Source organism: Peribacillus sp. NPDC096622 (genome assembly GCF_044762665.1).
Lineage (GTDB): Bacteria > Bacillota > Bacilli > Bacillales > DSM-1321 > Peribacillus > Peribacillus frigoritolerans_B.
On sequence record NZ_JBIWES010000002.1, the window covers coordinates 320,773 to 339,250 of the forward strand.

16 protein-coding genes and 1 pseudogene are annotated in these 18,478 nt (G+C 43.2%); 12 read left to right on the plus strand and 5 right to left on the minus strand.

Translation table 11 applies throughout. From position 1 onward, the window contains the following. Positions 1-13 precede the first annotated feature (13 nt). Positions 14-547, minus strand: a complete 534-nt coding sequence (locus ACIQYG_RS04915) for a YceI family protein (RefSeq protein ID WP_402835889.1) — start codon at positions 545-547, stop codon at positions 14-16. Between the two features lie 304 nt (positions 548-851). After that, a pseudogene (locus tag ACIQYG_RS04920) lies at positions 852-1,172 on the minus strand (MMPL family transporter); the annotation flags it as partial. Between the two features lie 262 nt (positions 1,173-1,434). Between ACIQYG_RS04920 and ACIQYG_RS04925 the strand changes: the two are divergent. The 10 genes from ACIQYG_RS04925 to ACIQYG_RS04970 all read left to right on the plus strand — a co-directional run bounded on the left by ACIQYG_RS04925 (position 1,435) and on the right by ACIQYG_RS04970 (position 14,212). After that, entirely contained in the window at positions 1,435-3,012 is a 1,578-nt protein-coding gene (locus ACIQYG_RS04925; protein WP_402835891.1) for a catalase, read from the plus strand. A gap of 188 nt (positions 3,013-3,200) precedes the next feature. Then, entirely contained in the window at positions 3,201-3,431 is a 231-nt protein-coding gene (locus ACIQYG_RS04930; RefSeq protein WP_034309928.1) for a CsbA family protein, read from the plus strand. Positions 3,432-3,632: 201 nt separating this feature from the next. Beyond that, complete coding sequence (gene uvrB, locus ACIQYG_RS04935) at positions 3,633-5,618, plus strand: excinuclease ABC subunit UvrB (protein WP_402835893.1); 1,986 nt, start codon at positions 3,633-3,635, stop codon at positions 5,616-5,618. A gap of 6 nt (positions 5,619-5,624) precedes the next feature. Beyond that, a complete protein-coding gene (gene uvrA, locus ACIQYG_RS04940) occupies positions 5,625-8,504 on the plus strand; it encodes an excinuclease ABC subunit UvrA (RefSeq protein WP_402835895.1) in 2,880 nt (959 codons plus the stop codon). Positions 8,505-8,734: 230 nt separating this feature from the next. Beyond that, complete coding sequence (locus ACIQYG_RS04945; protein ID WP_402835897.1) at positions 8,735-9,835, plus strand: DUF4097 family beta strand repeat-containing protein; 1,101 nt, start codon at positions 8,735-8,737, stop codon at positions 9,833-9,835. Positions 9,836-10,292: 457 nt separating this feature from the next. Beyond that, a complete protein-coding gene (gene hprK / locus ACIQYG_RS04950; protein WP_137016681.1) occupies positions 10,293-11,228 on the plus strand; it encodes an HPr(Ser) kinase/phosphatase in 936 nt (311 codons plus the stop codon). A 26-nt stretch (positions 11,229-11,254) separates the two neighbouring features. Beyond that, positions 11,255-12,067, plus strand: coding sequence for a prolipoprotein diacylglyceryl transferase (lgt, locus tag ACIQYG_RS04955; protein WP_402835900.1), 813 nt, complete (start codon positions 11,255-11,257; stop codon positions 12,065-12,067). Positions 12,068-12,094: 27 nt separating this feature from the next. After that, the gene (locus tag ACIQYG_RS04960) at positions 12,095-13,039 is read left to right on the plus strand and encodes a nucleoside recognition domain-containing protein (RefSeq protein WP_402835902.1); all 945 of its coding nucleotides are present in this window, start codon (positions 12,095-12,097) and stop codon (positions 13,037-13,039) included. Beyond that, positions 13,029-13,697, plus strand: coding sequence for a pyrophosphatase PpaX (gene ppaX, locus ACIQYG_RS04965; RefSeq protein WP_402835904.1), 669 nt, complete (start codon positions 13,029-13,031; stop codon positions 13,695-13,697). Before ACIQYG_RS04960 ends, ppaX begins: the two co-directional genes overlap by 11 nt. Then, positions 13,694-14,212, plus strand: coding sequence for an acyltransferase (locus ACIQYG_RS04970; protein WP_402835906.1), 519 nt, complete (start codon positions 13,694-13,696; stop codon positions 14,210-14,212). Before ppaX ends, ACIQYG_RS04970 begins: the two co-directional genes overlap by 4 nt. A 37-nt stretch (positions 14,213-14,249) precedes the next feature. Here the strand turns inward: ACIQYG_RS04970 and ACIQYG_RS04975 are convergent, their stop codons facing one another. The 3 genes from ACIQYG_RS04975 to ACIQYG_RS04985 all read right to left on the minus strand — a co-directional run bounded on the left by ACIQYG_RS04975 (position 14,250) and on the right by ACIQYG_RS04985 (position 16,161). Next, a complete protein-coding gene (locus tag ACIQYG_RS04975) occupies positions 14,250-14,393 on the minus strand; it encodes a YwzD family small protein (protein ID WP_318291983.1) in 144 nt (47 codons plus the stop codon). Positions 14,394-14,471: 78 nt separating this feature from the next. Then, positions 14,472-15,104 carry a class D sortase gene (locus ACIQYG_RS04980; protein ID WP_402835909.1) on the minus strand — a complete coding sequence of 211 codons (633 nt, stop codon included), beginning with the start codon at positions 15,102-15,104 and terminating at the stop codon, positions 14,472-14,474. Between the two features lies 1 nt (position 15,105). Continuing rightward, positions 15,106-16,161: a processed acidic surface protein gene (locus ACIQYG_RS04985; protein ID WP_402835911.1), complete on the minus strand. Its 1,056-nt coding sequence runs from the start codon at positions 16,159-16,161 to the stop codon at positions 15,106-15,108. Positions 16,162-16,653: 492 nt separating this feature from the next. Here ACIQYG_RS04985 and ACIQYG_RS04990 point away from each other — a divergent pair, with 492 nt between their 5' ends. Further along, complete coding sequence (locus tag ACIQYG_RS04990) at positions 16,654-17,838, plus strand: ATP phosphoribosyltransferase regulatory subunit (RefSeq protein WP_402835913.1); 1,185 nt, start codon at positions 16,654-16,656, stop codon at positions 17,836-17,838. Further along, complete coding sequence (hisG, locus tag ACIQYG_RS04995; protein ID WP_034311625.1) at positions 17,831-18,460, plus strand: ATP phosphoribosyltransferase; 630 nt, start codon at positions 17,831-17,833, stop codon at positions 18,458-18,460. The genes ACIQYG_RS04990 and hisG overlap by 8 nt, the downstream gene beginning before the upstream one ends. Positions 18,461-18,478 lie beyond the last annotated feature (18 nt).

Consider the following 18,478-nt stretch of genomic DNA (forward strand, 5'->3'; position numbering starts at 1 on the left):
CTTCTTTATTTCATTAAGCTTCTTTAGCTGCTTCGATTTCGATGGTAAGCGTGATTTGATCGCCGATCAGTACGCCGCCTGTTTCTAATGCCGCGTTATATGTTAGACCATAATCGCTGCGTTTGACTTTCCCTTTTCCGCTAAAGCCTGCTTTTTCATTTCCCCATGGATCTTTCCCTTGGCCTTCGAAGGTGATGTTGAAAGTTTCTTCTTGTGTGACTCCATTAAGAGTCACATTTCCAGTTACATCGTATTCATCTTCATCCGTTTTCACGATTTTTGTTGATTTGAATGTTAATGTGGGTTTTTTTTCTACATCAAAGAAGTCAGCGGAACGCAAGTGATTGTCCCGGTCCGCATTGCGTGTGTCAATACTTGCCACATCAACGGTGAAATCGATTTCTGCAGTTGTTAGATCCAATGGATTTGCTAGAATGCTTGCCTCGAACTTATTAAAACTTCCTTTTACTTTAGCGATCATCATATGTTTTACGGAAAATTCAATAGCGCTGTGAGTCGGGTCGACTATCCATTTTGTATTTGTCATGTTTATTCCTCCTGATTATTAATCTTGAATTTATATATCTTTAATTTGAGATATCTTAACTTAATGTAATTATAAGAGGTGAAAGCAATAGTGTCAACTGAAAGTTTTCCTTAATTTTGAAAACATGAAAAACCTGTGCATTTATGGGGCACAGGGCTTTTTTTTCTTATGAAGAAAGAGTAAAGCTGTCACCTTTATTATTTGGCATGTTCTTTCTCTTCTTGATTTGTCACTTTACTCGGCCAAAAAGCACGGCGGCCAAGTATGGAGGTGATTGCAGGAACAAGGAACGGGCGCACAAGGCTTTTCCCTTTTTCTTGGCCTGTGCTTCTTCCATTTCTAATGTACGCGGAACGATTGGGAAGAAGGAAGCCCTTCCGAATACAGAAAGCAATGCCGGTACAAGTGTTAAAGCTGCCAGCATCATGATTAAAATGGACAAGCTGAATGGTACAGCGAAACGGTGGTAGGCTCCGTATTTGGCTACAAGCAATGTTAGCAGGGAGATGACGATCGTTAGGCCGCTCATCGCAATGGCGCCTGATGAATCTTTAAATGCGGCGATCATGGCTTTCCGTTTGCTTCCATGATTCCTTAATTCACTTCTGTATTGAGAAATTAAAAATTCTTCGTCCAATGAAGGCACCCCGCTTTTTGAATTTTTAATCCTTATTTCATTTTAATGCTGTGCTGATGGAATATACAAAAATGGGTATGCTCACTCCATCTACTAAATGCTTCAAGCCGTTAATGGAGTGAAAATATGCTCATCGATATATAGGGGAAAAGTACTTATTTAACTAAATTCTGAAGATTGAAGAGTTAAATATAGGGAATAGGGGAAAGTATAGTAGTATTGTGGCTTTTATTAACAAGGGAGGGATTTTTTGTCTGATAAATCAAAAAAAACAAATGATGAAACGAATGAAACATTAACGAACAGGCAGGGGCACCCGGTAACGAATAACCAGAGTCTAAGAACTGTAGGGAACAGAGGTCCTAGTACACTTGAGAACTATGATTTCCTGGAAAAGATCAGCCACTTCGATAGGGAGCGTATCCCTGAACGGGTTGTGCATGCCCGCGGTGCAGGTGCGCATGGTTATTTCGTTCCGACCGGTAAAGCGGGGGACGAACCGATTTCAAAATATACGAGAGCGAAGGTTTTTCAGGAAGAAGGTAAAAAAACCCCGGTATTCGTAAGATTTTCATCTGTTATTCATGGAGGGACATCCCCGGAAACGTTACGTGATCCAAGGGGATTTGCCGTTAAATTTTATACGGAAGATGGCAACTGGGATCTTGTAGGCAATAACCTGAAAATCTTCTTCATCCGTGATGCCATGAAATTCCCGGATTTGATTCATGCCTTCAAACCGGATCCGGTCACGAATATTCAGGACGGCAGGAGGATTTTCGATTTTTGCTCGAGTTCGCCTGAAACATTCCATATGGTTACCTTTGTGTTTTCCCCATGGGGCATTCCAGCTAACTACCGCATGATGCAAGGATCGGGGGTCAATACTTATAAATGGGTGAATGAGGAAGGGAAAGCAGTGCTCGTCAAGTATCATTGGGAACCGAAACAAGGGATCAAGAACCTGACACAGCAAGAGGCCAATGAAATTCAAGCTACGAATTTCAATCATGCCACACAGGATCTATATGAAGCGATCGAACGCGGGGACTATCCTGAATGGGATCTCAACGTACAGATCATGAGTGATGATGATCATCCTGAGTTGGATTTCGATCCGCTGGATGATACGAAGATCTGGCCGAAAGATGAGTTCCCATGGCTGCATGTCGGTACGATGGTATTGAATAAAAACCCTGAAGACTACTTCACTGAAGTCGAACAGGCTGCATTCGGTACCGGTGTCCTAGTGGATGGACTGGATTTTTCTGATGACAAGATGTTACAGGGACGTACATTCTCTTATTCCGATACACAGCGTCACCGTGTTGGCGCTAATTATTTGCAACTGCCGATCAATGCTCCAAAGAAACGAACAGCCACGAATCAGACTGGCGGACAAATGCAATATGAAGTTGGCAGAGGCGGCCAAAGCCCCCACATCAACTACGAACCATCCACTGTCGGCGGCTTGAAGGAAGCCAAGCAGACGGGCAAGGAGTATACACCTATGGTGGAAGGGAAACTTGTTCGTGAGACAATCGATCGCCAAAACAATACGAAGCAGGCCGGGGAAACGTTCCGGGAATTCGAGGATTGGGAAAAAGACGATTTAATTTCCAATTTAGTGACGGCATTGGCTCCTGCCGACAAGCGCATTCAGGAAAAAATGATAGCACTTGCCGAAGAGGCCGATGAAGAGTATGGCCGCAGGTTGAAAGAGGGACTGGCCGCGGCTTCTGAACATACGGAATCTTCAAAACCACTGGGTGGGACGGATAACCCTGAGGATGCCGTTAGAAAAGGACATGAAGCAGATCCATATTGATTGGGCTGAAAAGAAGCAAACTTCCTTTTAAAGGGGTTTGCCTCTTTTTTTTCTGGGCATAATTGATGGATGTGCGGATGCTTTTCTAAGGATGCCTTGAAAATCAAGCAGGAAATTGATTGGCAAAAAACTTCATAATCATTTAAACTGAAACTACTCTATTTTTCTCTTATAAAGGAGATGAAAAAATGATTAAAATTCTTTCTGCCCTTTTCCTTCCTTGTCTACTTGTCATGCTATTTTCAAGAGTCACCTATAACAATGTCGTAGGCCTTGTTTTAACTGTTGCCTTGATTACAGCTTCCGCATATAAAGGTTATACGCATACAAACTTATTGATCATCGTCGATGCCTTATCCCTGACAGTGGGATTTTGGTTATCAAAAAGAATGATGAAACGTACATCCAAGAGCGCCTGACATCAAAGGTGCTTTTTTTGTACTCAAACTTGTCATTCCCCTCAACACACAAAAATAGAATGGATGTTCGCTTATTGCTGGTTTGTTTTAAGGCTATTGTGGTAGAATGTGTATATATGCTTTATTAAACCGGAATAAATAGAAGGGATATAGGCATGTCCCGTTTTCATATAAAAATATTTCAATAGGAGGCTATGCTTGGTGAAGGATAAGTTTGAGTTAGTCTCAAAATACTCTCCTCAAGGAGATCAGCCGGCAGCAATTGAAATGCTGGTCGAAGGGATTAAGGAAGGCAAGGAAATGCAGACGTTATTGGGGGCAACGGGGACAGGGAAAACGTTCACCGTTTCCAATGTGATTCAAAAGATCAATAAACCGACTCTTGTCATTGCCCACAATAAAACGTTGGCAGGGCAGCTATACAGTGAGTTCAAAGAGTTCTTTCCTAATAATGCCGTCGAATACTTCGTTAGCTATTATGATTATTACCAGCCAGAGGCTTATGTTCCATCGACGGATACATTCATCGAAAAAGATGCAAGCATCAATGATGAAATCGATAAACTGCGTCACTCGGCAACCTCGTCCTTGTTCGAAAGGAAAGATGTCATCATCATTGCCAGTGTTTCGTGCATATATGGACTCGGTTCTCCTGAAGAGTACCGGGAGATGGTCGTTTCCCTCCGAACGGGCATGGAAATAGACCGGAATGCCTTGCTGCACAGACTCGTGGATATCCAATATGAGAGGAATGATATTGCTTTCCAACGGGGGACCTTCCGAGTTCGCGGCGACGTCGTCGAAATTTTCCCGGCTTCACGTGATGAACATTGCGTACGGGTCGAGTTTTTCGGGGATGAGATCGACCGTATCCGTGAAGTCGATGCCCTGACTGGTGAAATTACCGGTGAACGTGAACATATCGCCATTTTCCCGGCTTCCCACTTCGTAACCCGTGAAGAGAAAATGCGGATAGCCATTCAAAATATCGAAACGGAACTGGAAGAGAGATTGAAGGAATTAAGGGAAGATGAAAAGCTTCTTGAAGCACAGCGCTTGGAGCAGCGGACCCGTTATGATTTGGAAATGATGCGGGAAATGGGCTTTTGTTCAGGGATCGAGAACTATTCCCGCCATTTAACCCTTCGTCCCTCGGGTGCGACACCATACACTTTAATGGATTACTTTCCAGAGGACTTCCTATTGGTCGTGGATGAATCACACGTAACCCTTTCGCAAATCCGCGGAATGTTCAATGGAGATCAGGCGCGGAAGCAAGTGCTCGTCGATCATGGCTTCCGTCTGCCGTCTGCAAAAGATAACCGCCCGCTAAGATTTGAAGAATTTGAAAAAAAGGTCCATCAATCCATATTCGTTTCGGCAACTCCGGGACCATATGAACTCGAACATACGCCAGAAATGGTTCAGCAGATCATCCGTCCTACCGGATTGCTGGATCCGACGGTAGAAGTGCGGCCGATTGAAGGGCAGATAGATGACTTGATCGGTGAAATACAGGAGCGCGTCAAAAAGAACGAGCGTGTGCTCATAACGACCTTGACGAAAAAGATGTCTGAAGATTTGACTGATTATTTAAAGGAAATCGGCATCAAAGTCCAATATCTTCATTCGGAAGTAAAGACCTTGGAAAGGATAGAAATCATCCGGGAACTCCGAATGGGCAAATATGATGTACTCGTTGGAATCAATCTTTTAAGGGAAGGCCTGGATATTCCGGAAGTGTCGTTAGTGACCATTCTGGATGCCGATAAAGAAGGGTTCCTTCGCTCGGAACGTTCGCTTATTCAAACGATGGGCCGTGCAGCCCGTAATGCCAACGGCCACGTCATCATGTATGCAGACCGCATCACGAATTCGATGGAACTTGCCATCAATGAAACGAGGCGGCGTCGTGAAATCCAGGAGAATTATAATAAAGAGCATGGAATAATGCCTCAAACCATTCAAAAGGATATCCGTGACTCCATAAGGGCGACTCATGTAGCCGAAGAAAGCGAAGAGTATAAGGAAGACCTTGCACCAAGCCTTGCGAAGCTCCCTAAAAAAGAGCGTTTAAAAGTGATGGCAAGCATGGAAAAGGAAATGAAGGAAGCGGCAAAGGCACTGGACTTCGAGCGGGCTGCCGAGCTTCGTGATTTATTACTAGAGTTAAAAGCGGAAGGGTGACGAAACATGGCAATGGATAAAATTGTGATAAAAGGCGCCAGGGCCAACAATTTAAAGAATATTGATATCACGATACCGAGAGACAAACTTGTTGTGCTGACCGGATTATCCGGATCTGGAAAGTCTTCCTTGGCTTTTGATACGATTTATGCAGAAGGGCAAAGACGTTATGTAGAATCACTGTCCGCTTATGCTCGTCAATTCTTAGGCCAAGTGGATAAACCGGATGTCGATGCGATCGAAGGTTTGTCACCAGCCATCTCCATAGACCAGAAAACGACCAGTCGGAATCCTCGTTCGACCGTAGGGACTGTTACGGAGATCTATGATTATTTAAGGCTGTTATATGCAAGGGTCGGCAGGCCGACCTGTCCGATCCATAATATTGAAATCACCTCACAAACGATCGAGCAAATGGTGGACCGCATTCTTGATTACCCTGAGCGAACCAAGCTTCAGGTATTGGCACCGCTTGTTTCAGGCAGAAAAGGGACACATGCGAAAGTTTTGGAGGAAGTTAAGAAACAAGGCTATGTCCGCATTCGTGTGAATGGGGAAATGCATGATCTCAGTGAGGAAATCACGCTCGAAAAAAATAAGAAACATTCGATTGAAGTCATCATTGACCGGATCGTCATTAAAGAGGGTATCATGGCTAGGCTTGCAGATTCATTGGAAAGTGCTTTGCAACTTGGAGAAGGCAAAGTCATCATTGACGTAATGGGTGAGGAAGAGCTGCTTTTCAGTGAACATCATGCTTGTCCATACTGCGGATTTTCGATTGAAGAGTTAGAGCCGAGAATGTTTTCCTTCAATAGCCCGTTTGGGGCCTGCCCGGATTGTGATGGCTTGGGGGCGAGGCTTGAGGTGGACCGTGATCTGGTCATCCCGAATAACGAATTAAGCCTCCGTCAACATGCGATTGCGCCATGGGAGCCGACGAGTTCTCAATATTATCCTCAGCTCCTAGAAGCGGTGGCCAACCATTATGGAATAGATATGGATGTGCCCGTTAAAGATTTACCGGAAGAGAAGATGGATAAGGTCTTGCTTGGTTCAGGTAAAGATAAGATATATTTCCGTTATAAAAATGATTTTGGAAGAGTGCAAGAAGGATATATTCCTTTTGAAGGAGTTTTAAGAAACATCGAAAGGCGCTTCAAGGAGACGAGTTCAGACTATATTCGTGAGCAAATGCAGAAATACATGTCAGAACATCACTGTCCAACCTGTAAGGGTCATCGATTGAAAAAAGAAAGTCTTTCCGTGCTCATTCAAGGGGTCCATATAAGTGAAACGACAGCTTTATCAGTGGAAGATGCATTAGTATTTTTCGATGAACTTGATTTAACTGAAAAGGAAGCTGCAATTGCGAGATTGATTTTACGTGAAATTCGTGAGCGGCTCGGTTTCCTGGCTAATGTTGGTTTGGAATATTTGACGTTGAGCAGGGCAGCTGGAACATTATCAGGCGGTGAAGCGCAGCGTATAAGATTGGCGACACAGATCGGTTCCCGTTTGACGGGAGTCCTCTATATTTTGGATGAACCTTCAATAGGGCTGCATCAGAGGGATAACGATCGATTGATCGAAACATTGAAGAATATGCGTGAAATCGGGAACACCCTGATTGTTGTCGAGCATGATGAAGATACGATGATTGCTGCGGATTATTTAATCGATGTTGGTCCTGGAGCTGGAGCGCATGGAGGAGAAATAGTGGCTGCAGGTACTCCGGAAGAGGTCATGAATAATCCTAAATCCTTAACGGGCCAGTATTTGGCAGGGAAGAAATTCATTCCATTGCCATTGGAACGCCGGAAAAATGATGGCCGTGTAATTGAGATAAAAGGTGCCAAGGAAAATAATTTGAAAAACGTTAATGTGAAATTCCCACTTGGGGTCTTTACAGCCGTTACAGGAGTCTCTGGATCAGGGAAAAGTACATTAGTGAATGAAATCCTCCATAAATCTTTGGCTCAAAAGCTGAATCGGGCAAAAGCCCGACCAGGCGATTTCCGTGAGATTAAGGGAATTGAGCATTTAGATAAAGTCATTGATATTGACCAATCACCGATTGGCAGGACCCCACGGTCGAATCCAGCTACCTACACGGGCGTATTCGATGATGTTCGTGACGTATTTGCCTCGACTAATGAAGCGAAGATCCGCGGTTATAAAAAAGGCAGGTTCAGTTTCAATGTGAAGGGCGGCCGCTGTGAAGCATGCCGTGGTGATGGCATTATCAAGATTGAAATGCACTTTCTCCCAGATGTCTATGTTCCATGTGAAATCTGTCATGGTAAGCGCTATAACCGGGAAACACTCGAAGTGAAATATAAAGGGAAAAACATATCCGACATCCTCGATATGACAGTCGAGGAAGGAGTTGGTTTCTTTGAAAATATCCCAAAGATCAAACGGAAGCTACAAACGATTTTTGACGTTGGGTTAGGTTATATCAAGCTTGGACAGCCTGCTACCACTTTATCAGGCGGTGAAGCGCAAAGGGTGAAACTTGCTTCTGAATTGCATCGCCGTTCCACTGGGCGCTCATTTTATATCCTGGATGAACCGACTACCGGACTTCATGTCCACGATATAGCAAGGCTGCTCCAGGTGCTGCAGCGGCTGGTTGACAATGGGGATACAGTTTTGGTGATCGAGCATAATCTGGATGTCATCAAGACGGCGGACCATATTATTGACCTGGGACCGGAAGGCGGAGATAAGGGCGGTACGATCGTCACTTATGGAACACCCGAAAAAATATGTGAAGTTTCCGAATCGTACACGGGAAAATACTTAAAACCAGTACTTACCCGTGATCAAATTCGCATGGAAAATTGGATTGAAGAAAAAGAAACCCAACATGAACATGCATAAAAGAACAAGCCATCAGGCTTGTTTTTTTGTAGAAAAATGACGGTGTGCATTTAATCAATCATTTGATTAAAGAATGGGAAAACAAGATATTTCCGGGGAAATCAGACACCTCCCATTTCGGAAATTGTCATTTTCCTTTGTCGAATGATGGGAAAAACGGTATTTATGAAACTTTTTAGATATCTAGGCGTATGTATGAATAAAATGATAGAAGAAAGCGAGGAATGTTCATGCAGGAGGAAAGAAAGAAAATCCTAGAAATGATTCAAGATGGAAAGTTATCAGCGGAAGAAGCCATGGGCCTATTGGAAGAATTAGATAAAGCCAGTCAGGAAAGTGAAGCTAAAGAGCAGAAATTGCAAAATGAATTATCGACGGTAGTCGTGGATAAGAAAAACGAAGGAAGCAATCAGGATACGTTTAAGAAGAATATCCAGTCATCGAAAGAAAAGATTATGGATTTCGTAGAAAGTGCTTTTAAGAAAATCAAAGAAACGGATCTTGATTTTAATTTCGGGAAATCTGTGGAGGTCAGTCATATTTTCCAGCATGATCAAGATTTCCTGAATGCAGTTGATGTGGATATAGCAAATGGGAAAATAAAAATCGCCGCATGGGACCATGATGATGTCCGGGTGGAATGCCAAGCCAAGGTATACCGTGTGGAAGATATAGAAGAAGCCAGGAAAAACTTTTTGGAAGAAGTCGATTTCACGATTGAAAACGGAAAATTGAAGTTCAAGGTTCGTGAAAAATCCATAAAGGTTGATACGATCATGTACATTCCAAGGAAAGAATATGAGGACATTCATATAAGGATGTTCAATGGCGGAATCACGACCGAATCAATGAAATCGGAGAAGCTTAAAGCGAAAACGGCGAATGGTGCCATTCATATCATGCAGGGTACGGGTGATTTCTGTGAGCTTGAAACAGGTAACGGGATGATCAGCATTTCAGATACCAATTTTAATGACTTGGAAGCCGAGACCCTGAACGGAGCAATTAATGCCGATGGATACTTCAAGAAATTGGATGTCCAAACGTTCAATGGGGAAATCATCTGTGCGAATTCAGGGATGGATTGCGATTCGATCCATGCTAAGTCAGTCACTGGAAAAGTCCAGCTGACCCTGCCGCCAGGTAAGGCGATCGAAGGAGAGTTGAAATCAAATTTAGGAAGCTTTAATGTAACTTTGGAAGGGATGACCATCATCGAAGAGAAAAGTGATGTGGTTCAGAAGGTCCTTAAGTTCAAGACGGTCAAGGAAGAGGTTCCTGTGCTTCATGTATTTGCAGAAACCAAGACTGCAGCGATAACGGTTTCCTGAAGATGAAGAAAAAGAAAGCCCGCCCGTTATATCAGCGGGCTTTTAGTTTGTAAACAAAATTTTGGAAAAAAGTTGATTGGAGAGGGTGTTGAGACTCCTGCTGGAAAAGCGTGTCCAGGGGGAGACCCCGCAGGCGCAAAGGCGCCGAGGGCGTGCCGCCCGCGGAAAGCTAGTGCCTGGAGCGGAAATCAACGTTCAATTTGTACAAGCCATAAGTTTTCTCAGTCTGAAAGCCCGCCAATTCATACTTTCGGGCTTTATTTTATTTTGGTGTTAGATTCATGGATGTTCACCTCATCTCTTTCCTGTTCAAGGGGACCTTCCCGCTGCCATCGTCCAGGCGGAGTGAATAAAAAAACGATAAATCGATAATGCTTTGTTTGGTTATTAACAGAAAAATGCTAAAATAGAAAAAGTATCTCAAAAAATAGCATCGCTCCAAAGGGAGGAAAGATATATGGCAAAAGTCCGTACAAAGGATATAGTAGAAGCGTTCGGTCTAGAACTTATCAGTGGGGAAGAAGGAATTAACCGACCAATCGTCACGAGTGATTTATCTCGTCCCGGACTTGAAATAGCCGGTTTTTTTGATTATTATCCCGCGGATCGAGTACAGCTTTTAGGTATGACGGAGATGTCCTTTTTTAATCGGCTGAATGAACCCGATCGAGTACAGAGGATGGAAGAGTTATGCCGGGACTTTACTCCAGGCATCATCATTACGCGTGGTCAGGAAGTGCCGATAGAATTGATCGAAGCTTCTGAGCGGGAATCCGTTCCTGTGATGAGATCTAATATGAAGACAACAAGGTTATACAGCCGTTTGACCAATTTCCTTGAAAGCAGGTTGGCACCAACCACTGCCGTTCATGGTGTATTGGTGGATATCTATGGGTTGGGTGTGTTGATCACCGGTAAAAGCGGCGTCGGTAAAAGTGAGACAGCCCTGGAATTAGTGAAACGTGGTCATCGCCTTGTAGCCGATGACTGCGTTGAGATCAGGCAGGAAGATCAAGATACGCTAGTCGGGAATGCCCCGGATTTAATCGAGCATCTTCTTGAAATAAGGGGATTGGGAATCATTAATGTAATGACACTTTTTGGAGCTGGTGCAGTCCGCAGCAATAAAAAGATCTCAATCGTCATCAATCTGGAACTATGGGAAAAAAACAAGCAGTATGACAGGGTTGGCCTTGATGAAGAAAAAATGAAAATCATTGATACGGAAGTGACGAAAATTACCGTACCTGTCCGTCCAGGGCGAAATTTAGCTGTTATCATTGAAGTGGCAGCCATGAATTACCGCCTGAAACGAATGGGAGTAAATGCTGCAGAACAGTTTTCAGATCGCTTGAACCATGCCATTGCAGATCCGGAACATGATGAATTTTAAAAGGTTATAGGAAAAGAGGGGACAAAATGGAACAAGTAATACAGCCGCTGAATCCGATCGCGATTGATCTAGGTCCCATCCAGGTACATTGGTATGGGCTAATCATCGGTTTCGGTGTGTTATTGGGTCTTATTATCGCATTAAGGGAGTCTGAGCGAAGAGGTCTTGATAAGGAAATATTTACTGATTTGATTTTGTTTGCTGTCCCGATCGCGATCATTAGTGCCCGTATTTATTATGTGATCTTCCAATGGGAGTACTATTCACAAAACCCGGGGGATATCATAAAAATATGGAATGGCGGAATTGCCATACATGGTGCGTTGATTGGATCGGTGCTGACTGCAATCGTTTTTGCAAAGGTCAAGAAAGTCTCATTTTGGAAGCTGGTGGATATTGCTGCACCGAGCTTATTGTTGGGGCAGGCGATTGGCCGTTGGGGTAATTTCATGAATCAGGAAGCGCATGGGGGAGAAATAACAAGATCATTCCTTGAAAATATGCATTTGCCTGAATTCATCATAAATCAAATGTACATAAACGGTACGTATTATCACCCGACCTTTTTGTATGAATCGATTTGGAATATCCTCGGTGTCATTATTCTCTTAAGTTTACGGAAAGTGAACTTGCGAAGGGGGGAACTGTTTTTAACCTATGTAATATGGTATTCCATCGGCCGTTATTACATTGAAGGATTGCGGACGGACAGTTTGATGCTAACGGAGTCACTGCGTATCGCACAAGTGATCTCGATTGTGTTGGTAGCTGTAGCCATTGCTTTAGTGGTCTATAGAAGGGTCCGCGGGCATGCAGACAAACGATATTTAGATGCATAGGTAATATGTGAAAAGGGAGAGGGCAAAGTGATAGTAGATTCGGTTAAAAAGGGACTTCTTTCAGGCTTGAATACAACCTGGTCTTTGGGGAAAGTGATATTTCCGGTTACTCTGATCGTCACTGTGCTTCAATTTACGCCTGTATTGCCATTCATCATCAACTTGATAGCGCCTTTGATGAACCTCATCGGTCTTCCAGGGGATGCTGCAATTCCGCTTGTGTTAGGGAATTTCCTGAATTTATACGCAGCGATTGCTGGCATATTAACGCTTGATTTGACTGTGAAAGAAGTTTTTATTATCGCTACGATGCTATCTTTTTCACATAATTTATTGATCGAGTCAGGTGTGGCGATGAAAACCGGTGTCAAACTGTGGATCATCCTAACAGTACGGATCGGGCTTGCGCTTTTGTCCGCGGTCGTCATCAATCTTGTTTGGCAGGGCGGATCTGAAATGGCCCAAGGAACGGCCATCGGGGAGGCTGCAGAGATTAACGGAGCGGGAGCGATCCTTTTGCATGGGGTCATCCAGGCCCTTTCAGGAATTGGCCAGCTGGCGGTCATCGTTATTCCGCTCATGGTGGCGGTTCAAATCATGAAAGATTTAAAGTGGCTGGAAGCCTTCTCGAAAGCCCTTGCTCCCTTCATGAAGGTCCTGGGGATGAAGCCGAATGCTTCCATGCCTTTCGTTACAGGCCTGACTCTCGGTTTGGCATATGGCGCAGGCGTAATGATTCAAGCGGCTAAAGAAGATAATGTATCGAAGAAGGATATGACGATTGCATTCATCTTTTTAGTCGCCTGCCATGCTGTTGTAGAAGACACACTGATTTTTATTCCGCTGGGGATTCCGGTCTTGCCGCTGTTACTTATTCGGCTGCTCACTGCCATTGTTTTAACGATGGCCGTTGCGTATATATGGAATCGGACTGATAGGGTACAGAGAAAGGAAGCTGTATATGAACAGTAACATAACTACATTATTATTTGATCTTGATGGTACGTTGATCAATACAAATGAATTGATCATCGCCTCTTTTACAGAAACTTTAAACCACTTTTGTCCTGGAAAGTTCAATCGGGAGGATATCATTCCATTTATCGGACCGACTTTGGTCGATACGTTTTCTTCCATCGATACAAAACGTGTGGATGATATGATCGCATACTATCGGGAGCATAATTGGAGGAACCATGATTTGCTTGTCACACAATTTGACGGGGTGTTCGAAACCGTTCAAACGTTGAAGCAGAGCGGTTATAAATTGGCAGTCGTTACGACAAAGAAGCGTGATGTCGTCGAAAAGGGCCTGCGTTTAAGCAAACTGGATCAGTTCTTTGAAGTGGTGGTCACACTGGATGAGGTGGAAAAGGCAAAGCCGGACCCAGAGCCTTTGGTAAAAGCGTTAAATCAACTCGGTTCGGTTCCTGAAGAAGCGATCATGATTGGCGACAATTATCATGATATTATGGGCGGGAAAAATACAGGTACCAAAACGGCAGGGGTCTCATGGTCCATAAAAGGCCGTGAATTCCTGGAAAGTTATCACCCTGATTATATGCTTGAGCAGATGGCGGATTTATTGAAAATCGTTGAGGTTGAAAACCTCACGGAGGCTAGAAAATGAGACGCACGTCCCGCTATCCAGTTGAAGGGGCCAATTCGCTATGGCATGTATATAAGACCGTTCCATTCTGGAAAGTCGTAAAGAATTTTGTGGTGATACAGCTAGCGCGTTATACGCCTTTTCTGGGCGTGAAGAATTGGCTATACAGGACTTTTTTACATATGAAAGTCGGGAAGCATACTTCGTTTGCTTTGATGGTCATGCCGGATGTGATGTTTCCGGAAAAAATATCGGTCGGAATAAATACTGTCATTGGCTATAATACGACGATCCTTGCTCATGAATATTTGATTCATGAATATCGTTTAGGGGATGTAGTCATTGGTGATGAAGTATTGATTGGAGCGAATTCGACCATTCTTCCAGGACTTTCAATTGGTAATGGGGCGATTGTCTCTGCGGGGACGCTTGTCCATAAGGATGTTCCGGAGGGAGCTTTCGTCGGGGGAAATCCAATGAAAATCATATATACCAAAGAGGAAATGCTTGAGAGAGAGCAGCAAACTTCCTTATGAAAAAAAAGGACTTGCCCATATATGCGGCAGGTCCTTTTTAATGGCATTTTGGGTATAACGGAGTCAGTTCATTCTTTAGATGCTCTATCACTTCGTTGATTGATACATTTTCCTGGTTCACCGTCGCTTCATACGTTTCTTTTAAAATTTGAAAAAACCTTTCCTGTGCCTGTTTTTCCATGTTGAGCTTGTCCTCCTGTCATCTATTATAGATTTATGAAGAGGGAACTGAACAACTTCAGCCCCGCATCTCATTTATCTATTCCGATTTCAATAAATCGGCAACCAATACGTACCGTTCCGGTGCACTACCAATATATGAAAAAGGGTAGCAGGTTGTTACTGTAAGTGTGGCTTTAGGCTTTGGAACGATCACGGTACGGTCATCTGCATCGACGATACGAACCTTCCTCACTTTATATGTAAACGTACCTGCTTCTGTCTTGGCAATCAGCAAGTCACCCTCGCCAACTTCACCTAGCTCTCTGAAAATTGTATCTCGATGGCCGGATAAAACGGAATTATCCTTTTCACCGGGAAGGACGGACCCCGCATAATGACCGACGCCCTTTTCGAGTTCATCTTCGTCCGTTCCGTGATAAATTGGGAGAGTTGCTTCGATTTTTGGAATATAAAGCTCACCCATCAAATCACCTGTCTCCGGCCGTTCTTCATATAGTTCAAGGCCATCGGGAATATCTGCTTTCGTCTTCGGTTCGGGGAGCTTAGCCGTCGCTTCCGTTGTGTCAGATTCATTCCATTTATAAAGGGCATAGCCTTTTAACAGCGTGTAAGCGTTTGTCGTTGTAAAATAAAATCCTAAGGTTAAAAAACATGCAGCAGTGATAAGTAACGATTTTTTCTTATGCCTCGATTGCCTATTTTTGCTCATCCTAATTAGTGAGTCTCGCTTTTCTAATTAATCCGAAAGCGATACCCATCAACACTAAACCGATTAAAGCACCGAATAAGTAATTACCAGCCGTTTTTGGAAGCAATCCGCCTTTTTCCGTTTTATGCTCAGGTTTTACGGGTTTCTTCTTTTCTTTTTTTACCTCAACCACTTTAGAAATGACCTTAGTGGACTGTTTAATGTCATTGCCCGTTTCTTTCACTAAATCGGAACCGATCATTTCACCAGTCAATGTAAAATCGAGAAGGAAATTGCCGTTTAAATCATAAATGGAAACTAGTAAACTAGCATTCGTCAATTCCTTAAGCTGGAATAAAGCTTCAAGGGATAGGTTTGTGGTGGTACCATCCTGAATTAAAGCGAATTTGAATTGAATTTGCAGCAAGCTTTGAAGATCATTATATATAGAAAGCAATTCTGCCACTTGTTCTGCAGATAATTCATCAATTGTTTCAAAATACTCGAGTTGATTCATCCTATCGGAGATCGCCATTAAACGAGATTCAAAAGAAGGATCTTCGACGATAGGTAAAAGGTGGTTCATGAATCTGTCGAGCTCTTCGTCTGTAAGCCCGATCTCAGTAAAGAGACCTTCCACTAAATCGCTGATCTCTTTATCATATTCCATCTCTTCCTCATCATAATCCATTTCTAAATCGATGATATCCTCAATGTCGTAAATGAAATGGAAGGTATCGATGATGGAATCCCCCTCTTCCAGTTCACCGTATTCTATTAATAATTCCGTAAGTTCAGCTTCTGTCATTTCATATTGTTCAAGTAGATTCTGTAAGGTCTCAGGAGTGACGGCAGGTCCTAATGTATCACGCAACTCTTCTACCGATTTCAGTTCATTCAATGTTAAGTCGTAATAGGATAAATACTCTTCCAATTCTTCTTGCGTCATTCTAACTTCAGAAAGGTATGCATTAAGCTCATCCTGGTTGACCTTAGTTGCCGCAAACCCCTTCGTTCCGCTTGAACCCAGTGAAAAAAGAACGATAAGTGCCATAAAAAACGAAAAATATCTCTTCATTCCCATTTCCCCCTAAATTTATCGAATATTGCCAAACTCCTAAATATTATAAAACAGCTAAACCAAAAGGTATACATTAATAACAATGAATGGCTAAAGATAGGAAGAATTATCCGGGGAAAAGGGATGACTTCTCCGTTTGGACTTAAACCGGTCATCACGAAAATCCAAGACCGCCGTGGTGGTATGGAAGGAATGGGATTAGGCATATTTTCCTTGACGTGAGGTGGGGGCAGGGGTAAACTATTAATAACTTCAACCTACTACCATATTAGCGAACTAAAGTAATTTAATAGATTATTGCGATTATTTATATGATTATGTCATTATATTTGATACTATTTTTATATGTTATCCGAAATTTGGATTTAAGCGTGAAAACCTTGGAAAGATAAAGGGATAAACAAAATAAGGAATGGATGCATCGGTTTTGCCTATAGGCGGACCGATTGGATATAGGTAGTAATCAATATTTCAAAAGGATGTGCAGTCGTGACAAAGCCATTTATGTTTGAAAAACCGTTAGGCATGAGAGATACATTGCCGGTGCTGTATGAAACGAAAGTGTCGGCCAGAAATAAAATGAGTGATGAAATCAAGAAGTGGGGCTATCAATTTATTGAAACGCCAGCTTTGGAATATTATGAAACAATTGGCGAGGCTTCGGCAATATTGGATCAACAGTTGTTTAAACTTCTTGATTCCCAGGGACATACGCTCGTACTCCGTCCCGAGATGACAGCACCCATTGCACGGGTCGCAGCATCCAAACTGTTAAAACAGCAAATTCCGCTTCGCCTGGCCTATTCCGCTAATGTATACCGGGCACAGCAGCGTGAAGGAGGCAGGCCGGCAGAATTCGAACAGATTGGCATTGAATGTATCGGAAATAAATCAATAAGTGCTGATGCTGAAATGATCGCCCTGCTTGCGGATGCTCTAAAGGCTGCAGGGCTTCAGGAATTTAAGGTTTCCATTGGACATATCGGATTTCTGCAAGAATTTTTCTTGAGCATTCTAGGTACGGAGGAAAGAGCCTCCATATTAAGGAAGTTTTTGTACGAAAAAAATTATGTTGGTTATCGCGAGCATGTTAAATCACTGCCGCTTTCATCGATTGATAAACAACGTCTTATCGAATTTACCTCCTTACGTGGCAGTGAAGGCACCATGGAAAAGGCGCTAGGGTTGGTTGAAAATAATAAAGGGCAAGATTCCTTGGCTGAACTGAAGGAATTATCTGCGCAGCTGAAAGAATTTGACGTTGAACAATATGTGAGCTTCGACTTAACATTGGTCAGTCATATGAGTTATTACACGGGAACTTTATTTGAAGTGTATGCCGGACAAGTCGGTTCGCCAATCGGCAATGGCGGACGGTATGATAATCTGCTTGAAAAGTTCGGCTGGAATGCTTCGGCCACAGGTTTTGCAATCCGGGTGGATCGTCTTGCAGAAGCTCTTGGGGAGCCGATCCAGCCTGTAGCGCCAGAATGTATTTTATTCAGTCCCGAACGAAGATTGGAAGCAATTGGTTTTGCAAGAAGAAAACGCTCCGAAGGAAAATTGGTAACGATTCAAGATATTACAGTCGTCCAAAATGTCGATGCTTTTACACGGACATTTTCTGAAGTTCATTTATTTGTAGGGAACGGGGGGAGTGGAAAAGATGAATAATAGCTTTTTAACGATTGCCATGCCGAAAGGGAGAATATTTGAAGAAGCGGCAGAGCTATTAAGAAGGGCCGGTTTTCGTCTCCCTCCCGAGTTCGATGATTCCCGGAAATTGATCCTTGAAGTGGAAGAGGAGAATCTGCGGTTCATATTAGCTAAACCGATGGATGTCGTAACATATGTGGAACATGGCGTAGCTGACATTGGAATTGCAGGAAAGGATGTCATGCTAGAGGAAGAACGTGATGTCTATGAGTTACTCGATTTGAAAATCAGTGCCTGCTACTTAGCTGTAGCTGGACTGCCTGGTACGAAAATAAGTGACATCGCCCCCAAAATAGCCAGTAAATACCCGAATGTTGCTTCCAGCTATTTTCGTGAGCAGGGAGAGCAAGTCGAGATTATAAAGTTGAATGGCTCTATTGAGTTAGCACCGTTAATTGGTTTAGCTGAACGAATCGTCGATATCGTTTCAACGGGGCGGACCTTGAAGGAAAACGGTCTTGTGGAATATGCGAAAATCGCCAATGTGACTTCGAGGCTGGTAGCAAACCCTGTGAGCTATCGAATTAAAGAAGCAAGGATTACCGAAATCGTGGAACGGCTAGCAGAAATTATTGAATAGTAAAGAATCGCTAATGAG

Excerpts from the sequence above, each read along its gene's own strand:
- ACIQYG_RS04915 (WP_402835889.1), bottom strand. The coding sequence starts at position 547 with ATGACAAATACAAAATGGATAGTCGACCCGACTCACAGCGCTATTGAA.
- ACIQYG_RS04930 (WP_034309928.1), top strand. The coding sequence starts at position 3,201 with ATGATTAAAATTCTTTCTGCCCTTTTCCTTCCTTGTCTACTTGTCATG.
- uvrA (WP_402835895.1), top strand. The coding sequence starts at position 5,625 with ATGGCAATGGATAAAATTGTGATAAAAGGCGCCAGGGCCAACAATTTA.
- ACIQYG_RS04945 (WP_402835897.1), top strand. The coding sequence starts at position 8,735 with ATGCAGGAGGAAAGAAAGAAAATCCTAGAAATGATTCAAGATGGAAAG.
- hprK (WP_137016681.1), top strand. The coding sequence starts at position 10,293 with ATGGCAAAAGTCCGTACAAAGGATATAGTAGAAGCGTTCGGTCTAGAA.
- lgt (WP_402835900.1), top strand. The coding sequence starts at position 11,255 with ATGGAACAAGTAATACAGCCGCTGAATCCGATCGCGATTGATCTAGGT.
- ppaX (WP_402835904.1), top strand. The coding sequence starts at position 13,029 with ATGAACAGTAACATAACTACATTATTATTTGATCTTGATGGTACGTTG.
- ACIQYG_RS04970 (WP_402835906.1), top strand. The coding sequence starts at position 13,694 with ATGAGACGCACGTCCCGCTATCCAGTTGAAGGGGCCAATTCGCTATGG.
- ACIQYG_RS04975 (WP_318291983.1), bottom strand. The coding sequence starts at position 14,393 with ATGGAAAAACAGGCACAGGAAAGGTTTTTTCAAATTTTAAAAGAAACG.
- ACIQYG_RS04980 (WP_402835909.1), bottom strand. The coding sequence starts at position 15,104 with ATGAGCAAAAATAGGCAATCGAGGCATAAGAAAAAATCGTTACTTATC.
- ACIQYG_RS04985 (WP_402835911.1), bottom strand. The coding sequence starts at position 16,161 with ATGAAGAGATATTTTTCGTTTTTTATGGCACTTATCGTTCTTTTTTCA.
- hisG (WP_034311625.1), top strand. The coding sequence starts at position 17,831 with ATGAATAATAGCTTTTTAACGATTGCCATGCCGAAAGGGAGAATATTT.